The 13,005-nt window shown below is 67.0% G+C and carries 14 protein-coding genes; 9 read left to right on the forward strand and 5 right to left on the reverse strand.

Translation table 11 applies throughout. The features are described from left to right. The first annotated feature begins 12 nt into the window (after positions 1 to 12). Both GVY64_RS08450 and GVY64_RS08455 read left to right on the forward strand, forming a co-directional pair. Positions 13 to 1,158, forward strand: coding sequence for an epoxide hydrolase family protein (locus GVY64_RS08450; protein WP_159840010.1), 1,146 nt, complete (start codon positions 13 to 15; stop codon positions 1,156 to 1,158). An 89-nt stretch (positions 1,159 to 1,247) separates the two neighbouring features. Further along, on the forward strand, positions 1,248 to 2,216 hold the full coding sequence (locus GVY64_RS08455; protein WP_159840011.1) for a hypothetical protein: 969 nt from the start codon (positions 1,248 to 1,250) through the stop codon (positions 2,214 to 2,216). 127 nt (positions 2,217 to 2,343) lie between these two features. Here GVY64_RS08455 and GVY64_RS08460 read toward each other — a convergent pair whose 3' ends face one another. Continuing rightward, entirely contained in the window at positions 2,344 to 3,555 is a 1,212-nt protein-coding gene (locus tag GVY64_RS08460; RefSeq protein ID WP_201297943.1) for a helix-turn-helix domain-containing protein, read from the reverse strand. A 200-nt stretch (positions 3,556 to 3,755) separates the two neighbouring features. Here GVY64_RS08460 and GVY64_RS08465 point away from each other — a divergent pair, with 200 nt between their 5' ends. The 6 genes from GVY64_RS08465 to GVY64_RS08490 all read left to right on the forward strand — a co-directional run bounded on the left by GVY64_RS08465 (position 3,756) and on the right by GVY64_RS08490 (position 7,975). After that, positions 3,756 to 4,097: a hypothetical protein gene (locus GVY64_RS08465; protein ID WP_159840012.1), complete on the forward strand. Its 342-nt coding sequence runs from the start codon at positions 3,756 to 3,758 to the stop codon at positions 4,095 to 4,097. Beyond that, complete coding sequence (locus GVY64_RS08470; RefSeq protein ID WP_159840013.1) at positions 4,097 to 4,384, forward strand: hypothetical protein; 288 nt, start codon at positions 4,097 to 4,099, stop codon at positions 4,382 to 4,384. Before GVY64_RS08465 ends, GVY64_RS08470 begins: the two co-directional genes overlap by 1 nt. A gap of 497 nt (positions 4,385 to 4,881) precedes the next feature. After that, a complete protein-coding gene (locus tag GVY64_RS38665; protein WP_268895603.1) occupies positions 4,882 to 5,016 on the forward strand; it encodes a hypothetical protein in 135 nt (44 codons plus the stop codon). A 283-nt stretch (positions 5,017 to 5,299) separates the two neighbouring features. Then, positions 5,300 to 5,848 (forward strand): hypothetical protein, encoded by a 549-nt coding sequence (locus tag GVY64_RS08480; RefSeq protein ID WP_159840014.1) that lies wholly within the window; start codon positions 5,300 to 5,302, stop codon positions 5,846 to 5,848. Beyond that, a complete protein-coding gene (locus tag GVY64_RS08485) occupies positions 5,845 to 6,981 on the forward strand; it encodes a hypothetical protein (RefSeq protein ID WP_159840015.1) in 1,137 nt (378 codons plus the stop codon). The genes GVY64_RS08480 and GVY64_RS08485 overlap by 4 nt, the downstream gene beginning before the upstream one ends. A gap of 61 nt (positions 6,982 to 7,042) precedes the next feature. After that, on the forward strand, positions 7,043 to 7,975 hold the full coding sequence (locus tag GVY64_RS08490) for an FAD-dependent oxidoreductase (RefSeq protein WP_159840016.1): 933 nt from the start codon (positions 7,043 to 7,045) through the stop codon (positions 7,973 to 7,975). Between the two features lie 16 nt (positions 7,976 to 7,991). On the opposite strand, the gene GVY64_RS08495 is transcribed toward GVY64_RS08490, so the two are convergent. Then, positions 7,992 to 8,489 carry a helix-turn-helix domain-containing protein gene (locus GVY64_RS08495; RefSeq protein ID WP_159840017.1) on the reverse strand — a complete coding sequence of 166 codons (498 nt, stop codon included), beginning with the start codon at positions 8,487 to 8,489 and terminating at the stop codon, positions 7,992 to 7,994. Positions 8,490 to 8,936: 447 nt separating this feature from the next. Between GVY64_RS08495 and GVY64_RS08500 the strand changes: the two genes are divergently transcribed. Beyond that, positions 8,937 to 9,227 carry a hypothetical protein gene (locus GVY64_RS08500; protein WP_159840018.1) on the forward strand — a complete coding sequence of 97 codons (291 nt, stop codon included), beginning with the start codon at positions 8,937 to 8,939 and terminating at the stop codon, positions 9,225 to 9,227. A gap of 96 nt (positions 9,228 to 9,323) precedes the next feature. Here the strand turns inward: GVY64_RS08500 and cysC are convergent, their stop codons facing one another. Genes cysC through GVY64_RS08515 form a run of 3 tightly spaced genes read right to left on the reverse strand, consistent with a single transcriptional unit; the run spans position 9,324 to position 13,000 of the window. Further along, positions 9,324 to 11,159: an adenylyl-sulfate kinase gene (cysC, locus tag GVY64_RS08505; RefSeq protein WP_159840019.1), complete on the reverse strand. Its 1,836-nt coding sequence runs from the start codon at positions 11,157 to 11,159 to the stop codon at positions 9,324 to 9,326. Next, positions 11,159 to 12,091 carry a sulfate adenylyltransferase subunit CysD gene (cysD, locus tag GVY64_RS08510; RefSeq protein WP_159840020.1) on the reverse strand — a complete coding sequence of 311 codons (933 nt, stop codon included), beginning with the start codon at positions 12,089 to 12,091 and terminating at the stop codon, positions 11,159 to 11,161. The genes cysC and cysD overlap by 1 nt, the downstream gene beginning before the upstream one ends. Positions 12,092 to 12,100: 9 nt before the next feature. Further along, complete coding sequence (locus GVY64_RS08515; protein WP_159840021.1) at positions 12,101 to 13,000, reverse strand: helix-turn-helix domain-containing protein; 900 nt, start codon at positions 12,998 to 13,000, stop codon at positions 12,101 to 12,103. Positions 13,001 to 13,005: the final 5 nt, after the last annotated feature.

A 13,005-nucleotide genomic window follows, 5' to 3' on the forward strand; every position in this document is an offset into this window, starting at 1 on the left:
AGTATCGATGGCATGACGAACACCGAGATCCGCCCCTTCCGTATCGACATTCCGCAGGCCGATTTGGACGAGCTTCGGCTGCGCTTGACCCGCACGCGCTGGATCGATGACCTGCCCGGCGCGGGCTGGGAACGCGGTGTGCCGACCGCCTACCTGAAGGAGCTGGCCGGGTACTGGGCCGAGAAGTTCGACTGGCGCGCGGCCGAGGCGGAGCTGAACGCCTACCCGCAGTTCACCACCACCATCACCGGCCAGAACGTGCACTTCTTGCACGTGCGTTCGGCCCGGCAGAACGCCACCCCGTTGCTGCTGCTGCACGGCTGGCCCAGCTCGGTGGCCGACTTCCGTGACGTGATCGGCCCGCTCACCGATCCCGCCCCGGACGCACCCGCCTTCCACCTGGTCATCCCGTCGCTGCCCGGCCACGGTTTCTCCGGGCCGATCACCGAGACGGGCTGGAACGACGGCCGGATCGCGGCGGCGCTGGCCGAACTCATGGCCCGCCTCGGTTACGACCGCTACGGCGTGCAGGGCGGCGACCACGGTGCGTTCATCGCCCCGGCCTTGGCGCGGATAGACACCGACCACGTGCTCGGGGTGCACGTGAACGCGCTGGTCACCTTCCCGACCGGCGACCCAGCCGACATGGCCGCTCTCACCGGCGCGGAGAAGGCGCGGCTCGCCGCGATGAAGAAATTCCAGGACGACGGCTCGGCCTACATGAATCTGCAGGGCTCGCGCCCGAACACCATCGCCCAGTTGCTCGCCGACTCTCCGGCCGGCCAACTCGGCTGGATCGTCGAGAAATACCAGGAGTGGACCGACCGATCGCACGACCTGCCCGAAAAAGCCGTCGACCTCGACCGCCTGCTCGCCACCGTGAGCATCTACTGGTTCACCGATACCGCCCGCAGCGTCGCCAACCTGTACTACGAGCGCTTCCACGACGCGGCCATGTTCACCCCGAAACCCAAGGGCACCGTGCCGACCGGCGTCGCCGTGTTCAAAGACGGCGACTATGCCATCCGCCGCTTCGCCGAACGCACCCACAACATCACCCATTGGTCGGAGTTCTACTCCGGCGGCCATTTCCCGGCACTGGAGGTGCCAGAGCTGATGATCGGCGACGTCCGCGAGTTCTTCGGGTCGCTTGTCTGACTCGCCACCGTAGGGCGGACGGTCGGCGCCGTCTGCCCTGCTCCCTGGATTCGGCTAAACTTGCCGGACCACAATGAGTTTCGAGGGCCATGAACGACTCTTACGACCATCCTGGAGTCACTCCCGGAATCGCCGCCCAGGCTGTCGCTGCAGTGCTGTCCGCGATGTGGCCACGTCTTACCGGTAACCTACCGAATCCGTCGAAGGTCTGGCGCCATTGGTACACCGAGCGAAACGGCGACCGCGAACGGGCGAGGGTTGTTCTCATCGCGGGCCAAGCCGCCACTCCACCGGCGTTCTTGGACGCCGTCCCCGAAGTCCTCACCGCCGAGGGCTTCACCGTGGGGAAAACTCAGCGGGTGGCCGACCGTATCGCGCTGGTCGAGGGAAGCAGCGGTGGATACGACATCGAAGTCGTCTCCGGCGGCGACAGCATCTTCGTCGTCCTGCACAGTCAGCCGATCACGGTGACAGCGGAACTCGGCCGGACGCTTCGCCACGCCCCCGCAGAGTTCGCGCCCTGGTTCCCCCAACGCGGCGACCAAGACGTCGCCGACTCCGCGGAGATCATGGCCGAAGTAGAGGCGCTCGGTAAAAGGTTCCTGGACCTACACGCCGAGGTCCGCGAACTCGTAGCGGATGCACACGCGGAGTCACAGGAGATCGAGAGCCGAGTCCGCGCGATCGGCAACCGCTCCCGGGCGTACGGCAAATTGATCACGGACACGATGGTGACGCCCGGCGTCGCGCTGATCGTCATCGGTGTCTGGTCGGTGTTCGCGCCCAGCTCGACGGCGATCGCAACGGTCGGCATCGTCGCCGGTGTCGCGATCTTCCTGAGGTGCCTGGTCGCCCGCCGTGCCGGAGTGCCGTCGGGATTCGCGCCGATCCTCGCCGGGACAGCAGCGACGGGAGTGGGCATCACCGCCGCCGGAGGCCGCCACACGGAACCGCTGGCCGACATCTGCGTTCTCCTCGGTGTGCTACTGCTGCTCACCGGATTCGTCTTGTGGCGCATGGAGTTGCGCCGACTCGACCAGCGGCTTGCCGCGATGTGACCCGATCCCTGCCATCGGGTCGAACGTCAGCTGTAGGAGTACCCGCTGTGCAGGTCCTCGAGCAGCGCAGGGCCGCTGGGAAGCCAGCTGAGCAAGGAGTGAACGTATCGCCGTACGGTCGAACTCCTCAACCCCGATTGATCCCGCACCAAGCGGCGAAGCCTCGCACGCTCTCGTTGCTTCGTGCGTCGTCGCGGGCGAGGACGCGGATGGTCTCGTGCACCATGGGGTGGTAGCGGGTTTGCGTCGGTGCGATCTCCTTGGCTTTCCGTAGCGATGTAAGGGCTTTTGTGCGGTCGCCGTGGAGCAGGAATCCGCGAGCCAGGTCGATGTAATGGTGGCCTGCGCGCTCCCGGGGCGTCGTGACCGGAAGACGCACGTGCTCGGCACGTTTCACCGCCTCGGTGCCATCCATCATCTCTACGGCCAGCCCGACCGACCAGATGCCGACATTCGTGACGCCGAAGCAAAGCCGGTAATCGTCTCGGTCGCCACCGAGGCGGCGGGCAGTCTCCCGCGCTTCGGCGAGGTGTTGGTCGGCTACGTCGCGCCGACCCGCACGAGCTGCGGCGAGACCGGATTTCAAGTGCAAATTGCCCCACATACTGAGCACAGCCGGATCGTTGCCGCCGATCTCGGATTCGATGGTGGACCGGCTGGCTTCCAGGAAGCGGAGGGCGGTCGACCACTCGGCCGTGCAGATCAGCTCGCCCGCGCGCTGATAATCGCCCGCGAGCACGGCCAGTTGATCACCGGATCGCGCGGCTGCCCATTCGTACCGCTCGACACACAGCGAGGAAAGATCGATATAGCCGAGTTTGTAAACGAGTTGCCCGGTCGCGGCGAACGCTTCGGCGAGCAGCCCGAAGAGGCGCTCGCGCTCCGCTCCGGTCGCGGAGTGCCAGGCGACGCGCAGGTCCGCGAGCAGGCCGGGCAGAAGCGTGCCGAGATCACCGAGGCTGACCGAGTGACGCATTGCGGACGCCTTTGCGACGTCGGCGGCGAGTTCGGCTTCGGGTCGCGCGTTCATCGTGCCGTCCGGCTCGATCTTGTACGCGGCCAGTTCACGGCGGATCTCGGGTACTCCGGCGTGCACTTGCTGTTCGTCGCGAGTCTGGCGCGGGTAGGGCTGCTCGAGGAGGTCGGCGAGGTTCACCCGCAGCGCGCGGGCGCAGGCCGCGACGAAAGCCGGAGACGCGGGCGCCCGGCCGCGTTCGACCTTGCGGACCAAGCTCGCCGAGAAGTTCGCTTCCCGCGCGAGTTTCTCCTGGCTCCATCCCGCTAGCTTCCTTGCGACACGTACTTTGTCGCCGACACCGGATTCCTGGGTCATCGTCATCACGGGTTCCATTCCACAGACTTCGTTATCCCCAGGGTGACAAAGGTTTTGCCGATTCGCTGTCTTGTCCGTCGGTCACAGTCTGTTCCGGCCTCGGCACCGGGTGAGTGCATCTCTCATCCCCGGCACCGATTGCGTTCCCAGGATTCAGGGATCCCCGGCGCCGGGTGCCACACCACATCGACGGATAAGGGGCGGACATGGTGGAAATCGCGCTCGGCTACATCAGGCTGGATCGATCCGGCAGTGATCACACAGCTGAGGAGCGCGCCATTCGGGCGCTAGCCGAGCGGAAGGGCTATTCCGAACTGGAAGTGCTGGTCGTGGATCGCGATGCGCTGATGCCGACGCTGCTGCTCGTACAGGCGATCCGACGGGTGGGCGCTATGGTCGTCATCGCTCCGACTCGAGAGCACATATGGACCGCCCGGCGTGGGCTCACCGAGGAGGTGGCGCTGATCGTCGTCGCGCCCGAGCAGATGTGGGAGCGCGGGCACCGCTGGCCGCCGTTCGGGTCATCGGAGAGCGGGGTGGGCGTTTGATGTCCGGCTGGTCCGAGTTCAGCGCGGCCCTGATGGTGGGGGCGGCAGCGGTCGCGGTACTGCTGACGGTCTTCTTCGCCGCGAGCAGATGGTGGCGAAAACCGTTGCGCGGCCCTAGCGTCTATCACATCGCCGAACGTGTCGGTCATGAGCAACTGTGCCTGCTGGGCTGGCCGCCGCTGGGTTGGCCTGCGGTAGAGCCGACGGACGGCCCGGAATTCGCTCTCGGTGATGCGCACGCGCTCATGCAGGTGCATTTGGAGTGCGATGCGAACGAATGCTCGTGAAAATGCGCGGCGAAAGAGACACTCAGGATCACCGGCCGGATGCGTCCTTCGACGTACCCACGCCGACCAGGCCGCCATTGACCTGTCGGTCGCAATCATCACATGCATGGGAGTCGCCGGAACACCGGCCCATCGTCGCGACGGGCCGGTGACTTCCTCGGCATGGCGGAGTGTCAGCGGTAGACGCACCGGCCGCTGATGGGCTGCCGGCGGTGCCACCGCGACCCGTGGCTGCGCGTTGGGCAAAGCGCCGAGTCGGCTGGCATATCGGGTCCGGATTCGGCCTATCCGGCGCCGGTGGAGATCGGTGTGACCCTCATCGAACAACTCGGTGACGCGACGGTGATCGACCTCGGGTCGGAGGCCCACAACACCGGCCGCACCCGATACGTCGTCGCGAGCGCGGACATCGTCCACTGACCGGCCGTTACGTCGGACTCGTCCCACAGCGCCTCGCCGAGCAGTACGGCCCCACCCTGGGTATTCGCTGGTTTCCCTTGCCCGTCGCCCTGCCGGAGGTCGACGTGCGCCTGCACTGGCACGCCCGTCTCGACGCCGACCCGGCTCAGCGCTGGTTGCGTGACACGGTCCGCGCCGCTCTTCGCCCGCCGCACGGCGAGAACACGGGCTAGGCCCCCCTCCGGCCGAGCGACCAGTCTCGCGCCGAGCCGTGCGATGACGACCGAGCCGCCGCGAATGCGGCGTTGCCACAGACGATTCGGGTTGATGCTGTTCGGTCGCGGTGGTGGTACTTTGAACGCCGAACCGCCGGGCACGGGGGCTCTGGGACGACATCGGTCGATCAGGCGCGGCGCTCGGCATCGTATTCGTACCGTTCGACGCGCCGGTTGCCGAAGGTCGGGCGGTGGGGGCTGCGGAGTGTGACGTCTGATGATTCCCGTGTGGCGCGGGCGCGTGAGACGCGCGACTGCCGATACGGCGGCGATAAGCGGACGGGACGCGGAATCTCGCTTCGTCCCGAATCCCGCGATGGTGCGGGAGATCGAACATCGCACCCGACTGCTGCTCCAGCGCATGCAGGTGCGTGAACTGCTGACCATGCGCCAGCTGATCGAGCGCTACTGCGAATTCACCGGCGCGACGGTGCTTCTGCAGGAAAGGCTGCTGCCGGTCGATTGCTTCTTCGCGATGACGCTGAAACTCTCGGCGCCGCCCGACACGTATGTCATCGCGTACCAGAAGGCGACACCCGCCTGGCATCAGGACCACGGCATCGGGCACGAGTTCGGGCACATCATCGCCGGGCACTACGAGACCGGAAGCGTGCATAGACATTCGGCGATGTCCCCGGAGCGGGAATGGGAAGCGGAGTACACGGCGAACCTGCTCGCGCGGTGGGCGTACCAGGTGGGCCGGGTGCTCGATCGGCAACGCGCCCTGCGTCCGCTGCAGCGGACCGAAGATCTGTCCCTGCCGCTGCAGGAGAGAATGGGCTGGCTGTGATCTACATACCGCACGGGTGGCTCATCGCGGCATTCACCGTGGCCATGATCTGGAAAGCGAATCAGTATCGCCGCAACAAGGACGTCGCTCTGCTCGCGGTGGTCGGGGCGTTCTTCTTCCTCGCGTCGGGATATTCCTTCGGAGAGTACGTCCAGGATCGCTCGGACCCGTGGTTGCTGACCGCGATGGAATACGAGTTCATCGGCACCGTGCTGCTGGTGGGCGGCAAGGTCTGCATCGTCGCGTTCTTCGTGCTGGCCGCGCGGCACACCGCGCAGACGAAGAAGATCCTGCTCGCCATCGCCGTTCCGCTGCTCGCCTCCATCGCCGTGCTGGCGGTATGTGCTGTCGCCGCGGGCCCGGACGCGAAGCCCTATGGGTTCACCGACCCTGCCGTGGTCGGTTTCTCGCTGGGGGAGAAAGTGATCACCGTGCCGATCGGGGTATTGATCGTTTTCTATTGCGTCGCATACCTGCGCCTGCTGTCGGGGACGCCTGCGCACGGGATCATGCTGGCAGTGATAGGCGCGGTGCTGATGCTCGCCGCCACCGTGGCGTTCACGATTCAGCTCGGGTATTACGCCGCATCGGCGAAGCCGCCGCGAGCGCTCGTCGTGCTCGGTCGATGGGAGGTCTATCTGGGGCAGTTCATCTTCCTTCTGGGTGTGTCGTGGTATGGCTTGGTGATGCGGATCCGAGCCGTGGTCGTCGGCCTCGGGGCGCTGCGTGACGTTCTGCTGCTCTGGCGGCTGTGGCGTTTCGCGGTCGGCGTGATCACCCGGTTCCTTCCGGAACGGCCGAACCCCGGTTTCCGTCTCCGGCAACCGTTGGCGGCCGTCCTGGAACGGCGTCAAGCGATGATGGTCGACATCCGCGATGCCCTGATGCTGCTCAGTCCCCAGGTCGACCCGACATCCACCGCCACTCTGTCGGGGTACGCGCGCGAACTGCAGCGCGTCGCCACGGCCAATCGCGAGCGGCCGGTGTTGTACGGCGAGCCGCACCGCGCGGCCGTGGACAAGGCTGATACGTTCGACGCCGACCGTAAACTGCTCGTGGCCTTGGCGGCCAGCCTGGGGGAGGACATGATTCGGGTGCGTCGTCGATGGTTCCGCCCCGCCGCGAAGGTGTGAGCTGATGTTTCGAGCAGAAGTCGTCGGATGCGGTATCGGAGGGGCATGTGCCGCCCTCGCGATGGCGAAAGTGGGTGCCACGGTCCAGGTCTACGAGAGCGCGGAGCGCACGGCCGAAGTGGGCGGATGGGTCACGCTCGGCCCCGCCGCATCGACCGCGCTGGACCAGATCGGACTGGGGGAGCGAGTCAGGGCGGTCGGCTTCCCGGTGGTCAGCGTCAGCACCGTCGACACGGTCACCGGGCGGGCGGGCTCCTTCGCGCGTACCGAGCCCGGTCATCGCTGGTCCAGTACCCACGTGTGGCGCAGAGATCTCCTGGCCGTATTGCGCGAAGGCTTGGACCGAGCCGATATTCCCTGCGCATACGGAACCCGGGCCGAGCCCGGCGAACGCACGGGTGATCTGCTGGTCGGCGCGGACGGCGCGCGTTCGGCTATCCGGCGCATGCTCGGTGATCGCCGCGAGCCCACCTACACCGGCCAACTGATCCGGTACGGGCACTTCCCGGCTCCGGTGCGCGGGCTGCCGACGAACGTGCTGCACTTCTGGTCGCATCCGGACGGAGTGGTGGGGTATGTGGGGGACGATCGCGACGGATCGTTCTGGTTCAGCAGACGAAACGTCGCTTCCGCGGCCGCAGCGATCGATCCCGATGTGTTCCTCGAGGCGCTGCGCCTCACGCCGGTGCTGGACGTGCTGGAGCGTTCCGAGGTGAGCGCACCCATCGCGCTGTACGAACTCGAACCCGAGGGAAGCTGGCACAACGCGGACACCGTGCTGATCGGCGATGCGGCGCATGCTGTTTCACCGGCGGCGGGACGGGGGGCGACTGCTGCCGTCGAGGACGCGATCGTCTTGGCGAAGACCCTGCGTGGGGCGGATTCCATCGCCCTGGCACTGGAGTCCTACACGAAAGTCCGTCGCCCCATAGCGCAAGCGACCTATCGGCCGGGGTCCGCTCCGCGCGTCTCGGCGGCGGACCTGCGGCTGTGACCCGAGCGGCAGCCGGTCACTCGGATGCCGGAGGTTCCTCGCCCGTGGTCTCCGGCCGGCGGTAGAGCTCGTGCTGCTGGAGATCACGCAGGATGTTGCCGACTATGGCCCCGAACGTCGACCTGCCGAGTTCGTTCAGTGTGCCGAGTTCGGACAGCCGGAAGCCGATCGCCTCCACGCCCGCCTCGGAGAGTTCCGCCGCCAGCCGCGATTCCCTACCGGCTTGCTGTGCGGCGGCGCCGTCGAGGAATTCGCGCACGTCGACGCCCAGCGCCACGGAAATCCCCTCGATGGTGCGGAAACTGGGGTTGCGGACGCGTCCGAGCCGGATATGCGAGACCTGAGCCGGGCTGAGTGGATAGCCGAGCGCGGTCGAGCGTTCGGCGATGTCCTTGTTGGAGTAGCCCCGTGCATCCCGCTGCTGGGCAGCGGCGATCACCCGATTGAGGTGCCGCGCGATCGGACCGGCGTCTTCCGTCGGCTCCTCGGCGATGTCCTCTCCGTCCCCAGACACGACCTGTGCCACCAACCTCCTGATTCGGCCCGTCACCGTGGAAACATGGTATCCGGCGGTAAAGGATCAGAGCGCATCGGCTAGATATCTATCGCTTTACAATCAGATCCTATCGCTCTACGCTCGTATCCGAACCGATTAGGAAGACGTCGTCACAAACCGGCTCCGTGTATCGACTGTGGAGGGGATAGCCGATCCACGAAGCCGGGCTTCGAAGAGTGGACCGACGACAATCGGGGAAGTCGAAGGGCAGACGGACGAGCGCCGTCTGCCCTTCGGTGTGCGGGCTCAGTCCATTCGGCTCAACCGCGCGATGATCGTCGCCGCCATCGACGCGGGATCGCCGTGGTGTGATCGGGGATCCGCTGGCCGACTGTGGGTATCCCCGGCGGCCGGTGGACGCGTTCGCCGTTCCGTGCCGCAGTGGATCGCTGGCATACTGATCAAATGGCCATGATATGGGGGAACGCCGTTCGATGGGTGTCGGATACTCAGCCGGGCGTCATCGAGGTACAGTTCACCGACGCCGACGGTGTTACGCACAGCTTGATCGACAAAGTATGGATCTTCGGCCCACCCAACGACTTGGGATCGGACTCGGCCTACCCGGTGCCCGTCGAGATCGGCGTGGACCTCGTCGAACAGATCGGTGACTCGACGGTGGTCGATCTCAAAGCGGAGCCGCACAACACCGACCGCATCCGATACATCGTTCCGAGCGCGGGTATCGTCCGCTGACTGCGATGGCGCTGTCCTCCTCAGAGCTGACGCGGTACATCCGGAGAGCGGCGCCCGCATGCTGCTGATCTCCGGATAGTCGGCGCCGACGCGGGCTCAGTCCATTCGACTCAACCGCGCGATGATCGTCGCCGCCATCGACGCCGGGTCGCCGTGGTCGGGCCGGAGGATGATCTCGGCTTCGGTCGGCGCTTCGTACGGGTCGTCGATACCGGTGAAACCGCGGATCTCGCCCGCGCGGGCCTTCGCGTACATGCCCTTGGGGTCGCGGGCTTCGCAGACCGCCAGTGGCGTGTCCACGAATACCTCGAGGAACGGAATGCCCGCCGCCTCATGGGCGGCACGAACGCGATCGCGGTCGGCGCGGTACGGGCTGATCAGCGAAACCACCGCCACCACACCGGCTTCGGCGAATAGCTTCGCCACTTCGCCGACGCGGCGGACGTTCTCCTCGCGGTCGGCCGCGCTGAACCCGAGATCCGAGTTGAGGCCGTGGCGCAGGTTGTCGCCGTCGAGGAGGAACGCCGGACGGCCCGCGGCGACCAATCTGCGCTCCAATTCCACTGCGACGGTGGACTTCCCGGAGCCGGACAACCCCGTCAGCCAGACTGTGAGGCCGCGGGTGGCGCGTTCGTCGCGCTCGACGGCGGTGGAGTGCCAGACCACCCGGGAGGACGGCAGGCTGGGGCCGGTGATCATGCCCGCGGCGACGGTGTTGTTCGTCGTATCGTCGACGAGGATGAAGCTCCCGGTGGCACGGTTGCGACGGTACGGGTCGAACAGCAAGGGTTGGCGGGTGCGCAGCTGGACACGGCCGATCTCGTTGAGCGCCAACGACTCCGCGTGCTCGTCGCGGTGCAGGGTGTTCACGTCCAGCCGATAGTCCAGGGAACGCACTTCGGCGGTGGCCGCGCGCGTGGTGTGCCGGATGGTGTACGTCGCGCCGGGCGTGAGCTGGGTGTCCTCGGCGAACCAGCACACCATCGCGTCCAGATCACGTCCCGCGGTCGGTCGGTTGTTCGGGCGGCAGATCAGATCGCCACGGGAGATGTCCAGTTCGTCGGCGAGTTGGATGGTGACCGCTTGCGGTGGGAAGGCTTCCGCGACGGGCGCGCCGCCCGGACCCCAGATCGCCTCCACCGTGGTGGTGAAACCGGATGGCAGCACCGCCACTTCGTCACCCGGCTTGAAGACCCCGCCCGCTACGGTGCCGGCGTATCCGCGGAAATCCTGCGCGTGGCTGCGCGTGACGTACTGCACCGGAAAACGTGAGTCGATCAGGTTGCGATCGGAGGCGATGTGCACCTCCTCGAGATGGTGCAGCAGGGGAGTGCCCTCGTACCACGGCATGCTCGCGCCGCGATGCACGATGTTGTCGCCGTGCAGCGCCGACACGGGCACGAAGGTCAGATCGGAGACGTCCAATTTGGAGGCCCACCGCGCGAACTCCGCACGGATCTCCTCGAACCGCTCCTGCGACCAATCCACCAAGTCCATCTTGTTCACGCACAGCACCAGGTGCGGGATGCCGAGCAGACTGGCCAGGAACGCGTGCCTGCGGGTCTGTTCCACCACGCCCTTGCGGGCGTCCACCAGGATCAGCGCCAGGTCGGCGGTCGACGCGCCGGTGACCATGTTCCGGGTGTACTGCACGTGCCCCGGGGTGTCGGCGATGATGAATTTCCTTCTCGGCGTGGCGAAATAGCGATGCGCCACGTCGATGGTGATGCCCTGTTCGCGCTCGGCGCGCAGGCCGTCGGTGAGCAGTGCCAGGTTGGGATAGTCGTCGCCGCGGTCGCGGCTGGTCCGCTCCACCGCGGCGAGTTGATCGGTGAACAGCGTCTTGGAGTCGAACAGCAGCCTGCCGATCAGCGTGGATTTGCCGTCGTCGACGCTGCCCGCGGTGGCCAGGCGCAACAGTGTGGTCGTCATCAGAAGTAGCCTTCGCGTTTGCGGTCTTCCATCCCCGCCTCGGAGATGCGGTCGTCGGCCCGGGTGGCGCCGCGCTCGGTGACCCGCGCCGCGGCGACCTCGGCGACCACCTCCGCGGGCGTGGCCGCGGTGGACTCCACGCAGCCGGTGCAGGTCGCGTCGCCCACGGTGCGGAAGCGCACCGTGGCCTCGTACGGCTCCTCGCCGCCGAGCAGCTGGAGAAAACGCGTGTGCGCCAGCAGCATTCCATCGCGCTGCACCACCGGCCTGCGGTGCGCGTAATACAGCGGCGGCAGTTCGATGTCTTCGGCGGCGATGTAGCTCCAGATGTCCAGCTCGGTCCAGTTCGACAGCGGGAACACCCGGATGTGCTCGCCGGCCCGGTGCCTGCCGTTGTACAGGTTCCACAGCTCCGGGCGCTGCCTGCGCGGATCCCACTGGCCGTACTCGTCGCGGAAGCTGAACACCCGCTCCTTGGCGCGGGCCTTCTCCTCGTCGCGGCGGGCGCCGCCGAAGACCGCGTCGAAGGCCCCCTCCTGGATCGAGCGCAGCAGCGTCGTGGTCTGCAACCGGTTGCGGGAGGCGCGCGGCCCGGTCTCCTCGACCACCCGTCCGGCATCGATGTCGTCCTGCACCCGCCCGACCACCAGGCGCAATCCCAGGCGCGCCACCGTCTCGTCGCGGTAGGTGATCACCTCGTCGAAATTGTGCCCTGTGTCGATGTGCAACACGGGGAACGGTAGCGGCGCGGGCCAGAAGGCCTTGGTCGCCAAGTGCAGCATCACCACCGAATCCTTGCCGCCGGAGAACAGCAACACCGGACGCTCGAATGTCGCTGCCACTTCACGGAATATGTGCGCCGACTCGGCCTCGAGCGCGTCCAGATGGGGCAGCTCGTAGGTGCTCACCGTCGACTTCGCGTACTGGCTCACACCGCAAAACTAGAACACGTTTCGGTTGTCGGTCAATGGTCTGCGTCCGCCCGAGTTCGCCGTCACGGCATCGGCGGCGGCCACCAGCGCGCTCCCGCGGCGGGCGATCTCGGCCCCGGTGACGGAGCGGCCGACGTACATCGTGAGCACCATGTTCTGCCTGCCGTCGCCGTCGTAAGTCGGCGCGGCGAGCAGGCTCACCGCGTGCTCTTTGCGGGGCCGCAGATCCGCGCCGAGATACACCCGCTCGCCCAGGCTGGTCACCAGCTCGCCGACCAGTTCGCGCAGCTCGGGAGGTAGATCACGGTCGGCGACGCCGGCCAGCAGCGAGTACAGCCGCCGTCCGGCGGTGGTCATGCTCTCGACCAGGAATCCTCGCTCGCGGCATTCGGCGACGACCTGGCGCAGGCGCGCTTCGTCCTGGCGCAGCGGCACCGCGGGCGGCTTGGCCAGCCAGGCGTCGAAGGCCGCGTCGGTGTCCCAGAGCACGTACATCAGGCCGACCGGAGGCGCGAAGTGGTAGGCCGCGCCCACCTTCACCAGGCCGGGCCCGGTGCTCTCCAGCACCATGATCTGCTCGCCGACGACCGCGGAGGCGGTGCAGGTCGTGTGGTAGCGCGCGGAGAGTTTCTCCAGCTCCACGCGGGCGAGCGCGGAGATGGCGAAGCTGTCCTGCGCCACCCGGCCCGCCGCGATCAGCGCCGGTCCGAGCCCGTAGGTGCGGGTCTGGGCGTCGCGCATCAGGTAACCGCCCGCGGTCAGCTCGGTGAGGATGCCCAGGCAGGTGGGTTTGGCCAGGTCGAGTTCGCGGGCGAGCTCGGAGAGCCCGAAGCGTTTCCCACGCTGTTCGACGAAGAAATCCAGGACCTGCACCACGCGGGCGGTGGGCGCGGAACGACGGCCGACCATTGACC

This window comes from Nocardia sp. CY41, assembly GCF_009829325.1.
Classification (GTDB): Bacteria; Actinomycetota; Actinomycetes; order Mycobacteriales; family Mycobacteriaceae; genus Nocardia.

Excerpts from the sequence above, each read along its gene's own strand:
- cysC (WP_159840019.1), bottom strand. The coding sequence starts at position 11,159 with ATGACGACCACACTGTTGCGCCTGGCCACCGCGGGCAGCGTCGACGAC.
- GVY64_RS08490 (WP_159840016.1), top strand. The coding sequence starts at position 7,043 with ATGGCGAAAGTGGGTGCCACGGTCCAGGTCTACGAGAGCGCGGAGCGC.
- GVY64_RS08515 (WP_159840021.1), bottom strand. The coding sequence starts at position 13,000 with ATGGTCGGCCGTCGTTCCGCGCCCACCGCCCGCGTGGTGCAGGTCCTG.
- GVY64_RS08500 (WP_159840018.1), top strand. The coding sequence starts at position 8,937 with ATGGCCATGATATGGGGGAACGCCGTTCGATGGGTGTCGGATACTCAG.
- GVY64_RS08465 (WP_159840012.1), top strand. The coding sequence starts at position 3,756 with ATGGTGGAAATCGCGCTCGGCTACATCAGGCTGGATCGATCCGGCAGT.
- GVY64_RS08460 (WP_201297943.1), bottom strand. The coding sequence starts at position 3,555 with ATGACGATGACCCAGGAATCCGGTGTCGGCGACAAAGTACGTGTCGCA.
- GVY64_RS08470 (WP_159840013.1), top strand. The coding sequence starts at position 4,097 with ATGTCCGGCTGGTCCGAGTTCAGCGCGGCCCTGATGGTGGGGGCGGCA.
- GVY64_RS08450 (WP_159840010.1), top strand. The coding sequence starts at position 13 with ATGACGAACACCGAGATCCGCCCCTTCCGTATCGACATTCCGCAGGCC.
- GVY64_RS08455 (WP_159840011.1), top strand. The coding sequence starts at position 1,248 with ATGAACGACTCTTACGACCATCCTGGAGTCACTCCCGGAATCGCCGCC.